The following is a 20,449-nucleotide window of genomic DNA, read 5'->3' as shown; positions in this document are numbered from 1 at the left end:
CGTGCTCTATTATTTAAACAAAGTTATTTATGCAGAATAAAATGGTAAGAACTGATCGAAGGTTTCTTCTAAAAATGCAATAAATGCTTTGTCACTTTTTAATCTTTTATCTTGTGGTGTGATTGCACGCGCTATAAAGAATTCACCTTTTTTCACATTGATGGCTCTTTGTATCGCTTCTTTTAAATCATCATCCGTTAAATCTTTAATAAATGGTTTATCAGGTTTCATATGATCTAAGCATACACGATAATCATCAGGTAATTGTTGAATAGCTTTAAATTTTCTTTCAAAAACTTTTGCACGTGTTGCTTTATCTTTTGCTTCATGCATGATTCCAAACATAACAAACAGTTGATCTTCAAACATACCAATTTGGAAATGAGGTAACATTTTATAGCCTCGTTTACTTGTAGCAAAAGCAACCCATGTATCTTTAGGAGGATTCACACTTCTTCTAGCATGCTTTGCTACGTGAGGATAAAATGTTTCACCAGTTTGACTTGTAAAGAAGTCACTAAAATATTCTCCTAATTCATGGAGTTGTGGTCGTATGTATTCGTTTAAAGCTTCCATTCGTGCGTCTAAGCCTTCTACGTTGAATGCTTTGAAATCTTTAGGTTTAAATGTATATTTTGTCATAGAGTACCTCCTGTATAGTGTTTAAAAATATTGTAGCATATGTTTTATCAATTGCGGATTAAGACGCTCTCATTAAAATTAGTATTTTCATTTTTATCATAAGAAGTTATTTTTATAAAATGTTGATGTATAATAAAGATGTTAGGAGATGATGTTATGGCACTTTATGGATTTGCCCAAGGACTTATTCAAGAAGCAGGAATTAGAATTAAACAATTGATGGAGCAAAATTTAACAATTGAAACAAAGTCAAATCCGAATGACCTTGTTACAAATGTAGATAAAGCAACAGAAGATTTTATTTTTGATACAATTTTAGAAACATATCCCAATCATCAAGTATTAGGTGAAGAAGGGCATGGTCATGACATCGATACTTCCAAAGGTACGGTATGGGTTGTTGACCCAATAGACGGTACATTGAATTTTGTTCATCAACAAGAAAATTTCGCGATTTCAATTGGTATTTATATCGATGGTAAACCTTATGCAGGTTTTGTATATGATGTTATGGCTGATGTCTTATATCATGCTAAAGTAGGGGAAGGTGCATATCGAGGTAGCCAACCCTTGAAACCATTGAATGATTCTAATCTAAGACAAAGCATTATTGGGATCAATCCGAACTGGTTGACTAAACCTGTGCTAGGAGAGATTTTTAAGGATGTCGTAAATATTTCAAGAAGTGCAAGGGCATATGGTAGTGCAGCGCTTGAAATTGTTTCTGTCGCTACCGGTAATTTAGAAGCATATATGACACCTAGACTCCAACCGTGGGATTTTGCTGGAGGACTAGTCATTTTAAATGAGGTGGACGGTCTAGCTTCTAATTTACTAGGAGAACCATTAACAATTAGTGGTCCAAATTCAATCTTAGTTGGTAATCGTGGTGTTCATAGAGAGATCCTCGGTGTATATTTAGAGCCACATCGCGATGCGTTAATACAATTACATGAACAACGATTTAAAAGAAAATCAAAATAATTACCAAAAGCGTAATATGTAGTCCTAACAATTAGGTGACATATTACGTTTTTATATCTTAAATAATAAAAACACGCGCCAATATAAAACCATTTAAATGTTCATCATGAACATGTGTGGTCTTTAATCAACGCGTGTTATTGTCGATATAACTTATAGCCAATCGTTTTCTCGATATTTTTTCTTTGTAGTAAATCCAATTCCAAAGGTTGCAACGAGTAATATAAATGTTAAAATCATCATTGGTACATTTGATGCACCAACAGCAAAACTAAATAATACTAAGAAAATAACAGCTAATATAGAAAATACCCAAAAGATATTTTTAGATTTTTTTTGTTTCATCCTATCCCCACCTTTTGCTTATCTTTTCTCAATTATATGATATAATAAAAAAGTTGTAATTAAAAGTGGGATTTTACTTAAGAAAGAAGGAAACTATTTATATGACTAATAAAAGAGAAGATGTCCGCAATATAGCAATTATTGCTCACGTTGACCATGGTAAAACAACTTTAGTAGATGAGTTGTTAAAACAATCTGGTATATTCAGAGAAAATGAACATGTCGATGAACGTGCAATGGACTCTAACGATATCGAAAGAGAGCGTGGAATTACGATTCTAGCCAAAAATACGGCTGTTGATTATAAAGGTACACTTATTAATATTTTGGATACACCAGGACATGCTGACTTTGGTGGAGAAGTAGAACGTATTATGAAAATGGTTGATGGGGTTGTCTTAGTAGTAGATGCGTATGAAGGTACAATGCCTCAAACACGTTTTGTACTTAAAAAAGCGCTAGAACAAAACCTAAAACCTGTTGTTGTTGTTAATAAAATTGATAAACCATCAGCACGTCCAGAGGGTGTTGTAGATGAAGTTTTAGATTTATTTATTGAATTAGAAGCAAACGATGAACAATTAGAATTCCCTGTTGTTTATGCTTCAGCAGTAAATGGTACAGCTAGCTTAGATCCTGAAAAACAAGATGATAATTTACAATCATTATATGAAACAATTATTGATTATGTACCAGCTCCAATTGATAACAGTGATGAGCCATTACAATTCCAAGTAGCATTGTTGGACTACAATGATTATGTTGGTCGTATTGGTATTGGTCGTGTATTCAGAGGTAAAATGCGTGTCGGAGATAATGTATCACTAATTAAATTAGACGGTACAGTGAAAAACTTCCGTGTAACTAAAATCTTTGGTTACTTTGGATTAAAACGTTTAGAAATTGAAGAAGCACAAGCTGGAGATTTAATTGCTGTTTCAGGTATGGAAGACATTAATGTTGGTGAAACTGTAACACCACATGACCATCAAGAAGCATTGCCAGTTCTACGTATTGATGAGCCTACTCTTGAAATGACATTTAAAGTTAACAATTCACCATTTGCTGGCCGTGAAGGTGACTTTGTAACAGCGCGTCAAATTCAAGAACGTTTAAATCAACAATTAGAAACAGATGTATCTTTGAAAGTTTCTAACACAGATTCTCCAGATACATGGGTAGTTGCTGGTCGAGGTGAATTGCATTTATCAATCCTTATTGAAAATATGCGTCGTGAAGGTTATGAATTACAAGTTTCAAAACCACAAGTAATTATTAAAGAAATTGATGGTGTAATGTGTGAACCATTTGAACGTGTGCAATGTGAAGTGCCACAAGAAAATGCAGGTACGGTTATTGAATCATTAGGTGCACGTAAAGGTGAAATGGTTGATATGACTACAACTGATAATGGACTTACACGTTTAATCTTTAATGTACCGGCTCGTGGTATGATTGGTTATACGACTGAATTTATGTCAATGACAAGAGGTTACGGTATTATTAACCATACATTTGAAGAATTTAGACCACGTATTAAAGCGCAAATTGGCGGTCGTCGTAATGGTGCGTTAATTTCAATGGATCAAGGTTCTGCAAGTACTTATGCCATTTTAGGACTTGAAGATAGAGGTGTAAACTTCATGGAACCTGGTACTGAAGTTTATGAAGGTATGATTGTTGGTGAACATAATCGTGAAAATGATTTAACTGTTAATATCACTAAAACAAAACATCAAACTAACGTACGTTCTGCAACGAAAGACCAAACACAAACAATGAATAGACCGCGTATACTAACATTGGAAGAAGCGTTACAATTCATTAATGATGATGAACTTGTTGAGGTTACTCCAGAAAGCATACGTTTAAGAAAGAAAATTTTAAACAAAAATGTTCGTGAAAAAGAAGCAAAGCGTATCAAACAAATGATGCAAGAAAATGAATAATTAACATAATAAAAGAGAAGCTGAGCGATGAAAGTTGCTTAGCTTCTCTTTTGGCATATAATATTTGAAAAAGTGTTTTAATGCTATCAGTTCCTGTTACTTTCACATTTTCAAATTTCTAACTTGTTAATTCAGATATTAATCGAGCGGATAGTGTTGCGCACGTTGTTTAGGGGTGTCTAGTCGACTTTTACAATCATCGCACATAAATGTTCGAATAGGATTGTTTTTAAGTCGTTTAGACTCAGTTGTGCGCTCATCTATAAATACTTTTGCATCACAGATAATGCATTGCACTTGTCTCAAATTAAATCACCTCAATATGAGTTACATGGTTGATTCGATATGAATAACCATCTTCTTGATTGTAAATAAAACTATCTACACCATTATCGCTGTAAAGTCGTTTACCGTCTTTTGCAAATTGGAAAAATAAATAGGGCAATAGATCTATCGGTATATCTAAATGATCATGCTCATTTGATAATCGAATAGTAGTTGCAGAGTCATGTGGTTCGGAATGTTTGAAAAATGGTGTCATATTAATGACAAATGAACCTTCTAACATGGCACGTTTTTTATATTTTATTTCTGAATTTAAAGTAGGCGGATTAGTTTGTCCTTCTAGGATAGCACGATTCCATTCATGATTATCTTCAAAGTCGATTGGTTTTGAACCATCAAATACACCTTTTTCTAAATCTTCGATGCTAACTTTTCTATCATCGAAAATCCAAGTCGTACTATCTAATGTTATAGGAAACTTTACAGCTCCTTTAATTTGTATCATTTTCCCACTCCCTATCAATGTATATAGCATTATTTTAACACAAATTGCTAACGACACATTTTAAATCTACTTGCTTTTTAATATTTAGTAAGATAAACTTTTAGTAAGACTTGAGAATTTATATAGAGGGGGAGCGTGTCATGGCGAAACAAACAACAATGAAAAATGCAGCTTTGAAACAATTGACTAAAGATGCTGATGAAATCTTGCATCTGATTAAAGTTCAACTAGATAATTTAACATTACCTTCATGCCCATTATATGAAGAAGTACTAGATACACAAATGTTTGGACTTCAAAAAGAAGTTGATTTTGCTGTTAAATTAGGTTTAGTTGACCGCGAAGATGGCAAACAAATTATGTTACGTCTTGAGAAAGAACTTTCAAAATTACATGAAGCTTTTACACTTGTTTAAGGTTTAATATATAAGCATATTAAAACGGCGTGAGATATCGACAATTGAGCAGCGCCGATTTTATATTTATAATTTAATTATTGATTAAAGTGGCTGTTATGTTGTCTTCTTGATGACATGTCAGTCACTTTTATTGGGTTTTAGCAATTCACGATATTAAGTAAACAAATATTCTATAAATTACCTCAAGAGACCTGTTAATATTTGTGATTATGACTGTGTCATGTATATAATAAGTAACATGGATTTTTAAAATTAAAGTATAAAACGAAATCATTTGAAGTATAAATTGTAGAATTGGATGACTGAATATATGAAGAATTTTAGAAGTATTTTACGGTATATTGGTAAAACCTCAAAGTTTATTGATTACCCGTTATTAGTTACATATATTGTATTGAGTTTAATTGGATTAGTGATGGTATATAGTGCCAGTATGGTTCCAGCAACTAAAGGTACATTGACTGGTGGTATCGATGTTCCAGGAACGTATTTTTACAACCGACAATTAGCATATGTCATAATGAGTTTTATAATTGTATTTTTTATTGCATTTTTAATGAATGTTAAATTACTGAGTAATATTAAAGTGCAAAAAGGTATGATTATAACTATCGTCTCGCTATTATTACTGACGTTAGTAATCGGTAAAGATATTAATGGTTCTAAAAGTTGGATAAACTTAGGATTTATGAACTTACAGGCATCTGAGTTATTAAAAATTGCAATCATATTATATATCCCATTTATGATTAGTAAAAAAATGCCTAGAGTATTAAGTAAACCAAAATTAATTTTAAGTCCTATTGTATTAGCATTAGGTTGTACGTTTTTAGTTTTCTTACAAAAAGACGTAGGGCAAACATTACTAATATTAATTATTTTAGTTGCGATTATTTTTTATTCAGGAATTGGGGTAAACAAAGTCCTAAGATTTGGAATACCAGCAGTACTAGGATTCTTAGTAGTATTTGTCATTGCATTAATGGCTGGTTGGTTACCAAGTTATTTAACTGCCAGATTTAGTACGCTAACAGATCCATTCCAATTCGAATCAGGAACTGGATACCATATTTCCAATTCATTGCTTGCGATAGGTAACGGTGGCGTATTTGGAAAAGGATTAGGAAATAGTGCAATGAAATTGGGCTATTTACCAGAACCACATACAGATTTTATTTTTGCAATTATTTGCGAAGAATTAGGTTTAATCGGAGGATTGCTAGTTATTACTTTAGAGTTCTTTATTGTATATCGTGCCTTCCAGTTTGCAAATAAAACATCATCATATTTTTATAAACTTGTGTGTGTTGGGATTGCCACATACTTTGGAAGCCAAACGTTTGTAAACATTGGTGGTATTTCGGCAACAATTCCATTAACTGGTGTGCCATTGCCATTTATCAGCTTTGGTGGATCATCAATGATTAGTTTAAGTATTGCTATGGGATTACTTCTGATTGTAGGTAAACAAATCAAAGTAGACCAGCAACGAAAGAAACAACAACAAAAAGTTGATATAAGAAGACAATTTAATTAAAAAATACTAGCCAATATTTAGCGCGAGATGACTTCTGTCATTAAGCAATGCTACACATTGGCTATTTATATACTCTTTGTCAAATTGGACTGATGAGTTCAATAACGGAAGTTAAGCAACCAAACAACGCTTAACTTCCTTTTTGTTTTGATATTACGAGATTACTCATGATTATCAAATTTTATAAACAAAACAACGTATAATTATAACTAAATTTTATGACTAAAAATCACTAAATGTGGTGGCGAAATTAGAATCATGATGATAAGATAAAGTTATCGCTATTGATAATAAATGTTGATGTTTTACAATTTTATTTTTAATTTTTTAGAGTTGTAGAAATCGAAAATGTATCACAACAAAAACGTGAACTACCTGTTGTTGCATAATCCTTTTTGAAATTATTATTTTTGAAGCGGAGGTTTTAATTGTCTCAAGAATGTTAAATTTTGAAAATTTGAAACATAACTATAGCAAAACAGAGCGCTTTAAGATAAAATTTTATTATCTAATTAGTTAGAAAATTCTAATAGTTTGAGGAGTGTATCGCTATTGAAACAAATAAAAAAGTTACTTGTTGCTAACCGTGGAGAAATTGCAATTCGTATATTCAGAGCGGCAGCAGAATTAGACATCAGCACAGTTGCAATTTATTCGAATGAAGACAAAAGTTCATTACATAGATATAAAGCAGATGAATCCTATTTAGTTGGAAGTGATTTAGGTCCTGCTGAAAGTTATTTAAATATTGAGCGTATCATTGATGTAGCAAAACAAGCGAATGTGGATGCGATTCATCCTGGCTATGGATTTTTAAGTGAAAATGAACAATTTGCGCGTCGTTGTGCAGAAGAAGGGATTAAATTTATTGGTCCTCATTTAGAACATTTAGATATGTTTGGAGATAAAGTTAAAGCTCGTACAACGGCTATCAAGGCAGATTTACCAGTTATTCCTGGTACAGACGGTCCAATTAAATCATATGAATTAGCAAAAGAATTTGCAGAAGAAGCTGGTTTCCCGCTAATGATTAAAGCCACAAGTGGTGGCGGCGGTAAAGGTATGAGAATCGTTCGTGAAGAAAGTGAATTAGAAGATGCTTTCCATAGAGCAAAATCAGAAGCAGAAAAATCATTTGGTAATAGTGAAGTTTACATAGAAAGATACATTGATAATCCAAAGCATATTGAAGTACAAGTCATAGGTGACGAACATGGAAATATCGTACACTTATTTGAACGTGATTGTTCAGTACAACGTCGTCATCAAAAAGTTGTAGAAGTTGCACCATCAGTTGGATTATCATCAACATTACGTCAACGTATTTGTGATGCTGCAATTCAATTGATGGAAAATATTAAATATGTCAATGCAGGTACTGTTGAATTTCTAGTATCTGGTGACGAATTCTTCTTTATAGAAGTTAACCCTCGTGTACAAGTAGAGCATACAATTACAGAGATGGTAACAGGAATTGATATTGTTAAGACACAAATTTTAGTTGCAGCAGGTGCCGATTTATTTGGTGAAGAGATTAATATGCCGCAACAAAAAGATATTACAACATTAGGCTATGCCATCCAATGTCGTATTACAACAGAAGATCCGTTAAATGATTTTATGCCGGATACTGGAACAATCATTGCTTATCGTTCAAGCGGTGGCTTTGGTGTACGTCTTGATGCTGGAGATGGTTTCCAAGGTGCTGAGATATCACCTTATTATGATTCATTACTCGTAAAATTATCTACACATGCGATATCATTTAAACAAGCAGAAGAAAAAATGGTACGTTCATTACGAGAAATGCGTATTCGTGGTGTTAAAACTAATATTCCATTCTTAATTAATGTAATGAAGAATAAAAAGTTCACAAGTGGTGATTACACAACTAAATTTATTGAAGAAACACCAGAACTTTTCGACATTCAGCCGTCTCTAGATAGAGGTACTAAAACATTAGAATATATAGGTAATGTAACAATTAATGGTTTCCCAAATGTTGAGAAACGTCCGAAACCAGACTATGAATTAGCATCAATTCCAACTGTATCTTCAAGTAAAATCGCTTCATTTAGTGGTACGAAACAATTGCTTGATGAAGTAGGTCCAAAAGGTGTAGCTGAATGGGTTAAAAAGCAGGATGATGTCTTACTAACAGATACAACCTTTAGAGATGCACACCAATCATTATTAGCTACACGAGTTAGAACTAAGGATATGATTAATATCGCATCCAAAACAGCGGACGTATTTAAAGATGGTTTCTCACTAGAAATGTGGGGCGGTGCTACATTTGATGTGGCATATAATTTCTTGAAGGAAAACCCATGGGAACGACTTGAACGTCTACGTAAAGCTATTCCAAATGTATTATTCCAAATGTTGTTACGTGCTTCAAACGCAGTTGGTTATAAAAACTATCCTGATAATGTTATTCATAAATTCGTACAAGAAAGTGCTAAAGCAGGCATAGATGTCTTTAGAATTTTCGATTCATTAAACTGGGTAGATCAAATGAAAGTTGCCAATGAAGCAGTACAAGAAGCGGGCAAAATCTCAGAAGGTACTATTTGTTATACAGGTGACATTTTAAATCCTGAGCGATCAAACATTTATACTTTAGAGTATTATGTCAAACTAGCTAAAGAGTTAGAACGTGAAGGTTTCCATATTTTAGCGATTAAAGATATGGCAGGCTTATTAAAACCTAAAGCTGCTTACGAATTGATTGGTGAGTTAAAAGCAGCTGTAGATTTACCAATCCATCTTCACACTCATGATACAAGTGGTAATGGTTTATTAACGTACAAACAAGCAATAGATGCTGGTGTCGATATCATTGATACTGCTGTTGCTTCAATGAGTGGTTTAACAAGTCAGCCAAGCGCCAATTCGTTATATTATGCATTAAATGGCTTCCCACGTCACCTTAGAACTGATATTGAAGGTATGGAGTCACTTAGTCATTATTGGTCAACTGTACGTACTTATTATTCAGACTTTGAAAGTGATATCAAATCACCGAATACTGAAATTTATCAACATGAAATGCCTGGTGGACAGTATTCGAATTTAAGTCAACAAGCTAAAAGTTTAGGTTTAGGCGAAAGATTTGATGAAGTCAAAGATATGTATCGCAGAGTGAATTTCTTATTTGGTGATATCGTAAAAGTAACGCCATCGTCTAAAGTAGTTGGTGATATGGCACTTTATATGGTACAAAATGATCTTGATGAACAATCCGTTATTACAGATGGCTATAAATTAGATTTCCCAGAATCAGTAGTGTCGTTCTTCAAAGGTGAAATAGGACAACCTGTAAATGGTTTTAATAAAGATTTACAAGCGGTTATTTTAAAAGGCCAAGAAGCATTAACAGCTCGTCCAGGTGAATATCTAGAGCCAGTTGATTTTGAAAAAGTCCGTGAGTTGCTTGAAGAAGAGCAACAAGGTCCTGTTACGGAGCAAGATATTATTAGTTATGTATTATATCCAAAAGTATATGAACAATATATTCAAACTAGAAATCAATACGGAAACTTATCGTTACTTGATACGCCTACATTCTTCTTTGGAATGCGTAATGGTGAAACAGTAGAAATCGAAATCGATAAAGGTAAACGATTAATTATTAAACTAGAAACGATTAGTGAACCAGATGAAAATGGTAATAGAACGATTTACTATGCGATGAATGGTCAAGCGAGACGTATTTATATTAAAGATGAAAATGTGCATACAAATGCGAACGTTAAGCCAAAAGCAGATAAGAGTAATCCAAGTCATATCGGTGCGCAAATGCCAGGTTCAGTAACTGAAGTCAAGGTTAGTGTAGGTGAAACTGTGAAAGCTAATCAGCCGTTGCTAATTACTGAAGCTATGAAAATGGAAACAACAATTCAAGCACCATTTGACGGTGTGATTAAACAAGTAACTGTAAATAATGGTGACACAATAGCGACAGGCGATTTATTAATCGAAATTGAAAAAGCAACTGACTAAAATGATTAAAATAAAACGAGATTACACAACAATTGACGTGTAATCTCGTTTTTACTTGTCTTAGGTTTAATTTTAAATATTGATATAAAAAGGGAGTGGGACAGAAATGATATTTTCGCAAAATTTATTTCGTCGTCCCACCCCGGCAAGGTTGACTAGAATTGAAAAAAGCTTGTTACAAGCGCATTTTCGTTCAGTCAACTACTGCCAATATAACTTTGTAGAGCATTGAACATTGATTTATGTCACAGCTTCTTTGCTTTTTTGTTATTGCTTGTCACTTCTTACTGATCGTAACATTAGCATGATAAAGTATGTTGTCATACCAAATAAATAAGTGATAAATAATGCATGGAATAGTGCGATTATCAAATTAACATTAGTCATAATAGACAATGCACCTGTGATAACTTGTAATATAACAAGTATAAATGCAGCTGTATAACCATAATGAACAGTACGGTTATTTGGATAATTTTTAACAGCGTGAATATAAGTAATCATAATAATCGTAAACACTATAAAAGCCATGATACGATGCGTGAGTTGGACCCAATCTTGTTCTGAATGTGGTACAAGATCGTGGAATGGCAATGGCCAACCACCATATGCTAAACTTGCATCCGCATGTCGCACTAGTGCACCAGTGTAAACACCACAATAAATGATGATTGCCATTAACCATGTTAAACGTCTTAATGGCTTTTTGATATATAATTCGTCAGCTTCATATTTTTGATCTATAGAGAAAATAATCAATGTTATTAAAAATACAGATGAGAAACTGATTAATGATATACCAAAGTGCAATGCTAAAACGTAATCGTTTTGTTGCCAAATAACAGCAGCAGCTCCGATTAATGCTTGCAATAATAAGAATCCAACACTAATGATTGATAAAGGTTTAATTTCTTTAATATAGCCTATATGTTTCCATGCAGTGATAACTAACCATAAGACCATTAATAAAGACAAAGCTGAAACGGCTCTATGACTTAATTCAATAATCGTATCAATAGGAAAGAATTCTGGAATCAACGCACCATGACATAGTGGCCAAGAAGAACCACAACCATCAGCTGATCCGGTTTTGGTAACTAAGGCTCCACCAAGTTGTACAAATGTCATCATTAACGTTGCTACGACACCTAACCATTTTAAATTCTTTTTGCCAAACAATTTATACACCCCATCATAAAAAAACGCATCACTGAGATTTTGATTTAATAGCTGAACTTGAGTTAATACTATGAATGAACCTAACAGTTGGATTTGAAGAGATGGGATCCAACACAGTTTATATAATTTAATTGTTTCTAGTATTAGAAGTGATCGACTATCATCAATGATATGAATAACACGACAATGATGTGCCGTTCACTGCTATAAAATTTCAGTCACAGTTACTCAAATTTGAAGCTTAAATATTAATCTCTTTTAGATGCATGATTCTACTTATTAAAATTTTCTAACATATACATTATAGCAATAAATTAAATGTTATTTGTGTCACAAAATTGACATTTTCTCTTGTCGTTAATTTGTCACAATTTAATTTTATTAAACCTAGTCTTTTTATGCAATCTAAGATATCATAATCTTATATGAACAAATTTAAGGAGGGGGATTATGAGCAAAGAGCATACTTTGTCACAAAATATTAGCAGAGTTAACTTCAAAGAATTGCAACAGATAATTAAAATGGGACTTGTTCAAGGTAACTTAATTCCGGCTTTTGCGGGCGCATGGCTAGCAGTTGTAATGACAAATCATTCCTTCTTATCATCAATACCTCAAATTTTATTAATGCTATTAGGATCTACTTTAATTATGGGTGGCGCATGTGCGTTAAATAATTATTACGACCAAGATATTGATCGTATTATGCCTAGTAAACAAAATAGACCAACTGTAAATAATAGAATTACAGATCAAAATTTATTACTTTTAAGTTTTGGTATGATGTTAGTTGGAGAAATTTGTTTGTTTTTATTGAATATACCATCAGGCGTACTTGGTCTTATGGGGATTGTAGGTTATGTGTCTTATTACTCAATATGGTCTAAAAGACATACAACATGGAACACAGTGATTGGGAGTTTTCCTGGAGCAGTACCACCACTAATTGGATGGGTTGCAATTGAAGGACAAATTAGTTTAACAGCGATTGCGCTGTTTTTAGTTGTATTTTGTTGGCAACCAATTCATTTTTATGCCTTAGCTATTAAACGTAAAGATGAATATGCACTTGCAAATATTCCAATGTTACCATCAGTTAAGGGCTTTAAACGTACACGTGTCAGTATGTTTATCTGGTTGATTATTTTATTGCCAGTGCCTTTATTACTAATAAATTTAGGTGTCGTATTCGTAGTGTTAGCTACATTATTAAATTTAGGATGGATTGCATTAGGTTTAACAACATTTAAGAAAAATTCAGATCAAACAAAATGGGCAACACAAATGTTTATATATTCACTAAATTATTTAGTGATCTTTTTCGTGTTAGCTGTGATTGTTTCATTACTTACTTTGATCTAGATTAATTAAGTTAGGATGAAAAATATGGGCGTTCCAATTTTACCAACGATAAGTACGACATGTATTGTCATTAGTGCAATTTTAATTGCCATTGGTTGGAGACTTATTTGGAAAAGGGAAATAGATAAACACAAAAATGTTATGTTAGCTGCAGCTGTTTTTGCTTTAACTTTTTTCTTAATCTATGCAAGTAGAACGATTTTTATCGGTAATACAGCATTTGGCGGACCAGCATCAATTAAGAAATATTATACAATTTTCTTATTTTTCCACATTAATTTAGCAACAATTGGTGGTATTCTAGGTCTAGTTCAAATTATTACTGCATTTAAAGATAAATATAATGTGCACCGCAAATTCGGGCCATTCGCTTCAGTTATATGGTTCTGTACTGCAATTACAGGTGTAGCAGTTTACTTATTATTATATGTATTATATCCAGGTGGAGAAACGACATCACTGATTAAAGCAACATTTGGTCATTAATACGCTTTTACAAATGATACTAATCTGATAAGGCAATTTGTTTTATCAGGTTTTTTGATGAAGAATAGTCGGACAGTTGATGGTATTCATTTGATACCTTAACTGTCCGTTTTTTTATACATATTTTAATCCTAATAATGAAATTCAACCTGAAAACATAAAGATAGGTTATGATATAGACTGTAGGGAAAATCTTTATGATGTTAACATTGTGCCTGAAGATGGTTTTGTTTCATCGAAATGACACAGTTATGTCAGTGTTGAAAATTTGCTAATTAATGTGTTGTTTTTTACAATAGTATTAATACTTTTTAGGTGGTTGATTGATGAAAAAGTTAATTATAAGAGTCGTCGGAGTATTATTTTTAGTTGGATTTTTAATATATCTTTTTTATTCACCGAGATTAAAATTTGATGTATTAGAGAACCCGAATAAAGGTAATAAAGTAAATAGATCTGAACAGGTGAATAAATCAAATAACCATGCTGAAAATCCAAAGCCTAAAGAAGGTGTTGGTACATGGGTAGGTAAAGACATTAAAGTGCTTACTTCTAAATTTGGACAAGCAGATCGTGTCTACCCTTTTAGAGATGGTTACAAAAATTATGTGTTTAAAGACAAAAACAGTTATTACATTGTTTCAACTAAACGTGAAGAAATCGTTTCAGTGTATGCTACAGGTGAGAATGTCAATGTTAGTCCGTTAAAAATAGGACAACATTCTGCAGAAATTTTTAATCATACAAGTATTAATCCAGAACCGTCCTTTACAGTTGATGGTAAAAAATATGAATTTGAACTTTCAGATGAAGATTTAAAAACACAAACATTGATTAAATATGGCAACATATATGCACAAGTGTATTCTGATCAACAATCGAAAAAGGTGCTAAGTGTACGATTTTTAACAAAAGAAATGTTAGCAGATATTGAACCTTATCGATTAAATTCTAATTCTACGTCAGAAGAGCATAATAAGCGTCCAGTTGAGCAAAATCCAAATCAATTAATTTCTCTTTATGAAGTAACGAATGAAATGAGAAAATTAAAAGGATTAAAACCATTGAAAATCAATAGCGATTTAGCACATATTGCATCTAATAACTTATATGAAGCGACCTCTAATGGTTCTGATAGTGTTGAATTTACAGAGGACGCATTAAGAGGGCAATTAGATAAAAATCATGTTACTTATAAAACAACTGCTCAAAATGTTGGTTATGCGTTTAATGATGTACCAACATTAATCCATAGTTGGATGAATTCAGATATACATCGATCTCGTCTATTAAATTCAAAATACGATGAGATGGGTGGAGATGTAATGAGAGATTATTATTCACTAATTTTCTTAGAAAAATAACAATGAGGGGTATTTATGATTAATGAAGCTTCACTAGCGATATTAGATGATATTGATGAACTGGCTGATATGATAGTTGCATCAGATATTTATGCATCATTTGAGCAAGCTAAACAGGCGCTCGAAAACAATGACGAAGCCCATTTACTTTATCAATCATTTTTAAAATCAAAAGAGAAATATGATGAAGTAATGCGTTTCGGGAAATATCATCCTGATTATAAGAAAGTCATGTTAGAGACAAGACAACGCAAAAGAGCATATGAGATGCTTGACGTTGTGATGCATTACAAAGCTAGGGAAATGGCACTTCAACATTTAATTGATGAAGTTGTTACGAAAATTGCGTACGCTGTTTCAGAACATGTCAAAATAGAAACAGGCAATCCATTCTTTCAAACATCACATAGTGGTTGTGCGACGGGCGGATCCTGTAATTGTTCATTATAAAAAACATCGAGTCAGAAAAAGATGGTTATTGAAACCATTTACTAGCATCTGACTCGATGTTTTTGTTTATTGTTTGTTGTTTATTGATTGTTTGAATTGTTGTGCTAAATCTGGTCGATCTGTCACAATCGTGTGTGCACCTTTTTGGTATAAATCATTCATCAGATCTATACTATTTACGCCATAATAGCCTGGAATGACATTCATATCATTTAACCATTTGATAAAACGAGATGAAGTCAAATTAATACCTTTAAAATGAGTAGGCATTTGGAACGTTTGTGCTAATGGTTGGTAGTACCTACCACCTAATAAATGATATTTTAAAAATGCCTCTGTAACTTCCTGTTGGCTAGCACCAATTGCAACAGATCTTTGTGCAATTTTATTAAAACGTACGATTTGTTCTTTATAAAAACTTGTCACAAGAACACGGTCAAATGCTTGATTCTCTGCAATTGTATCAAACATAATTTGTGGTGCGATTGAGCCTTCATAGGATTCAGGAGCATCCTTTAAGTCTACGTTTATATACATATCAGGATATTGCTTCAGCAACTCATCGAAGGTTAGTATAGCTGTGTGTGCATGACCACGATATGGTGTTAGTCCATTGATATCTTTGAAGTGATAACCTGCGTCTAATTTTTTTAATTCTGCTAATGTATGGGCACTGACTTTTCCAGAGCCGTTCGTCGTTCTATCGACTGTTGCGTCATGAAAAACGATAAGCTGTTGATCTTTTGTGAGTCTCACATCTGTTTCAAAACCATCAACGCCTAATTGTTTTGCATAGTCAAATGCAAGTTGCGTTTGCTCTGGTCTTAAAGCCATACCACCGCGATGCGCAAATATATATGGTGCATTGCCTTTGAAAAAAGCAGGGATGGTTTGCTTTTTAGTAATCACTTTATTTTTATTTATCATTAACAAACTACTTACAAATCCAGCACCGACTAGTACCGCATTTAAAATGTTTCTGTTTACTTTTTTCATAAAAAATTCCTCCTCGTTTACTTTTATAGCTTAACAAATTCATAGTTCTGACTACAGCAAAATGTGCGGTTAATCATATAGTGTTGCTCTTGAGAATTGAATTAATATAATGATGCTTAATATAATCTAAATACATTTATCGTGCAATTACATAAGACATAATTAAGGTAGCTTAATATTTTAAAATTAATAAAGACATGATATGATTAATGCTGAAAATAAATGGAGTGAGGTTTAAATGAATTTAATCCCAAGAACTAGTATTGTAGTTTATTTAAAACATATGAAACATGAACGACAAATCCGAAAATATGGACATATCGTTCATTCAAATAGAGATCGTAAATTTGTAATTATGTATGTGAATGAGCAAGATGTTGATCAAATTGTACATAAACTAATGCAACTTAAATACGTTAGACACATTGATGGCTCACCATATAAATACTTAAAGAAAACTTACGAAAAAGAGAAACACGAAATATATAATTAATATTATTGAAGTTCTGGTATCCATTTTTGGAGCCTTAACACACTAATTAAATAATTATAATATAACGATAAATCATGAAATGCTTGAGGAGGCTGTACATCGATACCTAAAATTGGTATGTCGAATTTTTCAGCGCAATCATTAATCATTTGAAACTTTTTATTTGAATCTGGATATGGATATTTAATAGCGTTAATCATGATATAAAATGCTTGGAAATGATTGCCAGTTGTAGGGTTCATAATGATTGCTACAGATGACTTTTTATTTTCAGCTTGTGGTGAATGAAAATAGATAATTTTATCAATACGTTGATGGTTATATTCAATCATCGTCATGAATTCGAACAAATCTGTTAGACCTTCACCAAGTGTAATAAATGTTTGTTTCATTGGTTTATCATTCTCCTTTTTCTCAATAAATTATATTAAATAACTAAATGAATTGGAAGTGTGAACAACATGCGCGTCATTGCAGGTAAACATAAAAGTAAAGCTTTAGAAAGTATGGAAGGCCGTAATACGAGACCAACTATGGATAAAGTTAAAGAAGGTATCTTTAATAGTTTATATGATGTGTCAGGTATAGGTTTAGATTTATTTGCAGGAAGCGGGGCGCTTGGAATAGAAGCACTCTCTCGAGGTATAGATAAGGTTATCTTTGTTGATCAAAATTTTAAAGCTGTAAAAGTTATTAAATCAAATCTTGCGAATTTGGATTTAGAGGCACAATCTGAAGTTTATAAAAATAATGCAGATAGAGCTTTAAAAGCATTGTCAAAACGTGATATTCAATTTGATGTCATTTTCTTAGACCCACCTTATAATAAAGGTCTCATTGATAAAGCTTTAAAACTAATTTCAGAGTTTAATTTATTGAAAGAAAATGGTATCATCGTTTGTGAATTTAGCAATCATGAAGAAATAGACTATCAACCGTTTAATATGATTAAACGTTACCATTATGGGTTGACAGACACATTGTTATTAGAAAAGGGAGAATAGCATGGAACATACAATAGCGGTCATTCCGGGTAGTTTTGACCCCATTACTTATGGTCATTTAGACATTATTGAGAGAAGTACAGATAGATTTGATGAAATTCATGTCTGTGTTCTTAAAAATAGTAAAAAAGAAGGTACGTTTAGTTTAGAAGAGCGTATGGATTTAATTGAACAATCTGTTAAACATTTACCTAATGTCAAGGTTCATCAATTTAGTGGTTTACTAGTCGATTATTGTGAACAAGTAGGAGCTAAAACAATCATACGTGGTTTAAGAGCGGTCAGTGATTTTGAATATGAATTACGCTTAACTTCAATGAATAAAAAGTTGAACAATGAAATTGAAACGTTATATATGATGTCTAGTACTAATTATTCATTTATAAGTTCAAGTATTGTTAAAGAAGTTGCAGCTTATCGAGCAGATATTTCTGAATTCGTTCCACCTTATGTTGAAAAGGCATTGAAGAAGAAATTTAAGTAATAAAAATAACAGTATTTTAGGTTTATCATGGTTTACAATCCTAAAATACTGTTTTCATTTGTTAACGATATTGCTGTATGACAGGCGTGTTGAAATCTGTTTGTTGTTGCCCGCTTATTGCATTGTATATGTGTGTTGCTTTGATTTCATTTGTGAAGTAATGTGCATTGCTTTTGTTAATATTGGTTATATATTGTCTTTCTGGGAACACTGTTTTTAAATGCTTTAAATATTGTCTGCCACGGTCGTTCATTGCTAATACTTTAACTGCGTGAATGTTTCTCGTAACATCTGTAGGTTTAATGTTTAATAATACATTCATTAACAGTCTTTGGATATGCGTATATGTATAACGCTTTGTTTTTAGTGATTTTACAAAATGATGAAAATCAGTTGCTTCATTAATGTAAGATTTTAAACGATTTTCAAAACCTTCAGTAACAGTATAAATATTCTTTAATGACTCTGTAGTCATAGCTATGATTTGATATTTCAAATATGGGAATATTTGATTTAATGTTATATGAGGTGTTACGTACAGGTGTTGAATATCTTTAGGTACCACATGATGCCAATGATCATCTTGACTAATGATTGATGTTCTAATAGATGTACCACTTGCAAACTTATGATGTTGAATTAATGAATCATGATGTTGAGCATTTTCTCGCTTAATAGAAATTGCATTGATGTTTTTAGCATGTTTAGCAATTGCTTTCAGATAACTAATACCAAGTATGTTGTTAGGACTTGCTAGTGCTTCATGATGCTCTAATAATTCGCTAATGATACGAGGGTAGCTTTTACCTTCTTTTACTTTTTGTGAAAAGGATTCGGATTGTTCAATTTCATTAATGCTGTGAGCTAATTGCTTTAATGTTTTGATATTATTATTTTCACTACCAAATGCAATTGTATCGACACTCATATAATCTGCGACTTTAACTGCTAGTTCGGCAAAATGATCGCCAGATGATAAACTGGCAGTTGCTGGTAGTTCGATAACTAAATCAGCTGTTGATAATGCCATTTTTGCACGAGTAAACTTATTATAGATTGCTGGTTCGCCACGCATGACAAAGTTACCACTCATTATTGCAATAGTAACGTCAGCATTTGTAAGTTTTTTAGATTGATTAATATGATATTGATGCCCATTATGAAAGGGATTATATTCTGTGATTAAGCCAACGCTTTTCATTTGCAATTCGTCCTTTCGGTATTCATTATTAATATTGTAACAGAACATGATATGTTAAGAAAAAATCTTGACAACTTGTTCTTAGAAAGTTAAAATAAATTTTGTGCTTGTTAGAGGTGAAGCCATATGAAATGGTCAATTACGCAATTAAGGAAATATCAAGGTAAGCCATTTGAATTTGATCAAACGGTGAGTTTTGACAATTTAAAAGAATCATTAGATTTAATTGATTTATCTCCAATTACAATCCAAGGTCAGTTAACCATTAAGTCAACAGAAGTCGTTGCGGATATTCACATTACTGGAACGTATACAATGCCTTGTGCACGTACTCTTGTACCAGTTAAAGTCCCACTAGATGTAACTACTACAGAAGTATTTGATTTAGAAGGGTACAATCAGTATAACGATGATCAAGATGATGTAGATGAACACTATCACATTATTAAAGATGGTATGGTTAATCTTCAGGATATTGTCGAGGATATAGTTATTATTGAGAAACCAATGAGAGCTTATTCAGAGCAAAGTGACCAAATGTTGACAGTAGGTAATGGTTGGGAAGTAATCGATGAGGATCAATTAGATGAGCTTGCTAAACAGCAAGAACAAGATGATTCAGAATCACGACAAGTTGATCCAAGGCTTCAAAAATTACAACAATTATATGATAAAGAGCAATAAGTAGTTTAATTAATGATATAATGTTGTTAATTAAACTAACATTTAGTATTTTTCGTTTATAATCTAAGGAGGATA

21 protein-coding genes are annotated in these 20,449 nt (G+C 32.5%); 13 read left to right on the top strand and 8 right to left on the bottom strand.

Going from position 1 to position 20,449, the window contains the following annotated elements; translation table 11 throughout:
- Positions 1-27: 27 nt before the first annotated feature.
- The gene (locus tag NST10_RS04745; RefSeq protein ID WP_000170603.1) at positions 28-642 is read right to left on the bottom strand and encodes a YktB family protein; all 615 of its coding nucleotides are present in this window, start codon (positions 640-642) and stop codon (positions 28-30) included.
- A gap of 156 nt (positions 643-798) precedes the next feature.
- On the opposite strand from NST10_RS04745, the gene NST10_RS04740 reads away from it, so the two are divergent.
- On the top strand, positions 799-1,626 hold the full coding sequence (locus NST10_RS04740) for an inositol monophosphatase family protein (protein ID WP_001240323.1): 828 nt from the start codon (positions 799-801) through the stop codon (positions 1,624-1,626).
- A gap of 153 nt (positions 1,627-1,779) precedes the next feature.
- Here NST10_RS04740 and NST10_RS04735 read toward each other — a convergent pair whose 3' ends face one another.
- Positions 1,780-1,971, bottom strand: coding sequence for a DUF5325 family protein (locus tag NST10_RS04735; protein WP_000810619.1), 192 nt, complete (start codon positions 1,969-1,971; stop codon positions 1,780-1,782).
- A 101-nt stretch (positions 1,972-2,072) separates the two neighbouring features.
- Here NST10_RS04735 and typA point away from each other — a divergent pair, with 101 nt between their 5' ends.
- Entirely contained in the window at positions 2,073-3,920 is a 1,848-nt protein-coding gene (gene typA / locus NST10_RS04730) for a translational GTPase TypA (protein WP_339211590.1), read from the top strand.
- A gap of 138 nt (positions 3,921-4,058) precedes the next feature.
- On the opposite strand, the gene NST10_RS04725 is transcribed toward typA, so the two are convergent.
- Complete coding sequence (locus NST10_RS04725) at positions 4,059-4,226, bottom strand: YlaI family protein (RefSeq protein WP_001250275.1); 168 nt, start codon at positions 4,224-4,226, stop codon at positions 4,059-4,061.
- Position 4,227: 1 nt separating this feature from the next.
- Positions 4,228-4,710 (bottom strand): hypothetical protein, encoded by a 483-nt coding sequence (locus NST10_RS04720; protein WP_000614712.1) that lies wholly within the window; start codon positions 4,708-4,710, stop codon positions 4,228-4,230.
- A gap of 140 nt (positions 4,711-4,850) precedes the next feature.
- On the opposite strand from NST10_RS04720, the gene NST10_RS04715 reads away from it, so the two are divergent.
- The 3 genes from NST10_RS04715 (at position 4,851) to NST10_RS04705 (ending at position 10,671) form a co-directional block, all read left to right on the top strand.
- Positions 4,851-5,126 (top strand): YlaN family protein, encoded by a 276-nt coding sequence (locus tag NST10_RS04715; RefSeq protein ID WP_001118970.1) that lies wholly within the window; start codon positions 4,851-4,853, stop codon positions 5,124-5,126.
- Positions 5,127-5,439: 313 nt separating this feature from the next.
- Positions 5,440-6,666, top strand: a complete 1,227-nt coding sequence (ftsW, locus tag NST10_RS04710) for a cell division protein FtsW (protein WP_000787940.1) — start codon at positions 5,440-5,442, stop codon at positions 6,664-6,666.
- Positions 6,667-7,218: 552 nt separating this feature from the next.
- The gene (locus NST10_RS04705; RefSeq protein ID WP_000809522.1) at positions 7,219-10,671 is read left to right on the top strand and encodes a pyruvate carboxylase; all 3,453 of its coding nucleotides are present in this window, start codon (positions 7,219-7,221) and stop codon (positions 10,669-10,671) included.
- Between the two features lie 267 nt (positions 10,672-10,938).
- Here the strand turns inward: NST10_RS04705 and NST10_RS04700 are convergent, their stop codons facing one another.
- Complete coding sequence (locus NST10_RS04700) at positions 10,939-11,850, bottom strand: heme A synthase (protein WP_000467123.1); 912 nt, start codon at positions 11,848-11,850, stop codon at positions 10,939-10,941.
- Positions 11,851-12,300: 450 nt separating this feature from the next.
- Here NST10_RS04700 and cyoE point away from each other — a divergent pair, with 450 nt between their 5' ends.
- The 4 genes from cyoE (at position 12,301) to NST10_RS04680 (ending at position 15,512) form a co-directional block, all read left to right on the top strand.
- Positions 12,301-13,212: a heme o synthase gene (gene cyoE / locus NST10_RS04695; protein WP_000031403.1), complete on the top strand. Its 912-nt coding sequence runs from the start codon at positions 12,301-12,303 to the stop codon at positions 13,210-13,212.
- 24 nt (positions 13,213-13,236) lie between these two features.
- Positions 13,237-13,698, top strand: coding sequence for a DUF420 domain-containing protein (locus NST10_RS04690; protein ID WP_000538761.1), 462 nt, complete (start codon positions 13,237-13,239; stop codon positions 13,696-13,698).
- A 326-nt stretch (positions 13,699-14,024) separates the two neighbouring features.
- Complete coding sequence (locus NST10_RS04685) at positions 14,025-15,062, top strand: CAP domain-containing protein (protein ID WP_000733421.1); 1,038 nt, start codon at positions 14,025-14,027, stop codon at positions 15,060-15,062.
- Between the two features lie 15 nt (positions 15,063-15,077).
- On the top strand, positions 15,078-15,512 hold the full coding sequence (locus NST10_RS04680) for a YlbF family regulator (RefSeq protein ID WP_000606480.1): 435 nt from the start codon (positions 15,078-15,080) through the stop codon (positions 15,510-15,512).
- Between the two features lie 66 nt (positions 15,513-15,578).
- Here NST10_RS04680 and NST10_RS04675 read toward each other — a convergent pair whose 3' ends face one another.
- Positions 15,579-16,508: a glycerophosphodiester phosphodiesterase gene (locus tag NST10_RS04675; RefSeq protein WP_000757584.1), complete on the bottom strand. Its 930-nt coding sequence runs from the start codon at positions 16,506-16,508 to the stop codon at positions 15,579-15,581.
- A gap of 238 nt (positions 16,509-16,746) precedes the next feature.
- Here NST10_RS04675 and NST10_RS04670 point away from each other — a divergent pair, with 238 nt between their 5' ends.
- Entirely contained in the window at positions 16,747-17,001 is a 255-nt protein-coding gene (locus NST10_RS04670) for a YlbG family protein (RefSeq protein WP_001049150.1), read from the top strand.
- A gap of 2 nt (positions 17,002-17,003) precedes the next feature.
- On the opposite strand, the gene NST10_RS04665 is transcribed toward NST10_RS04670, so the two are convergent.
- Positions 17,004-17,393: a hypothetical protein gene (locus NST10_RS04665; RefSeq protein ID WP_000814565.1), complete on the bottom strand. Its 390-nt coding sequence runs from the start codon at positions 17,391-17,393 to the stop codon at positions 17,004-17,006.
- A 69-nt stretch (positions 17,394-17,462) separates the two neighbouring features.
- On the opposite strand from NST10_RS04665, the gene rsmD reads away from it, so the two are divergent.
- On the top strand, positions 17,463-18,005 hold the full coding sequence (rsmD, locus tag NST10_RS04660) for a 16S rRNA (guanine(966)-N(2))-methyltransferase RsmD (RefSeq protein WP_001263793.1): 543 nt from the start codon (positions 17,463-17,465) through the stop codon (positions 18,003-18,005).
- Position 18,006: 1 nt separating this feature from the next.
- Positions 18,007-18,489 carry a pantetheine-phosphate adenylyltransferase gene (gene coaD, locus NST10_RS04655; protein WP_000401377.1) on the top strand — a complete coding sequence of 161 codons (483 nt, stop codon included), beginning with the start codon at positions 18,007-18,009 and terminating at the stop codon, positions 18,487-18,489.
- 61 nt (positions 18,490-18,550) lie between these two features.
- Here coaD and NST10_RS04650 read toward each other — a convergent pair whose 3' ends face one another.
- Positions 18,551-19,690: a nucleotidyltransferase gene (locus tag NST10_RS04650; RefSeq protein WP_000843621.1), complete on the bottom strand. Its 1,140-nt coding sequence runs from the start codon at positions 19,688-19,690 to the stop codon at positions 18,551-18,553.
- 126 nt (positions 19,691-19,816) lie between these two features.
- Here NST10_RS04650 and NST10_RS04645 point away from each other — a divergent pair, with 126 nt between their 5' ends.
- Positions 19,817-20,374, top strand: coding sequence for a DUF177 domain-containing protein (locus NST10_RS04645; RefSeq protein ID WP_000872158.1), 558 nt, complete (start codon positions 19,817-19,819; stop codon positions 20,372-20,374).
- Positions 20,375-20,449: the final 75 nt, after the last annotated feature.

This window comes from Staphylococcus sp. FSL W8-0305, from assembly GCF_037966415.1.
Lineage (GTDB): Bacteria > Bacillota > Bacilli > Staphylococcales > Staphylococcaceae > Staphylococcus > Staphylococcus aureus.
This window is presented reverse-complemented; position numbering and strand designations above follow the sequence as displayed.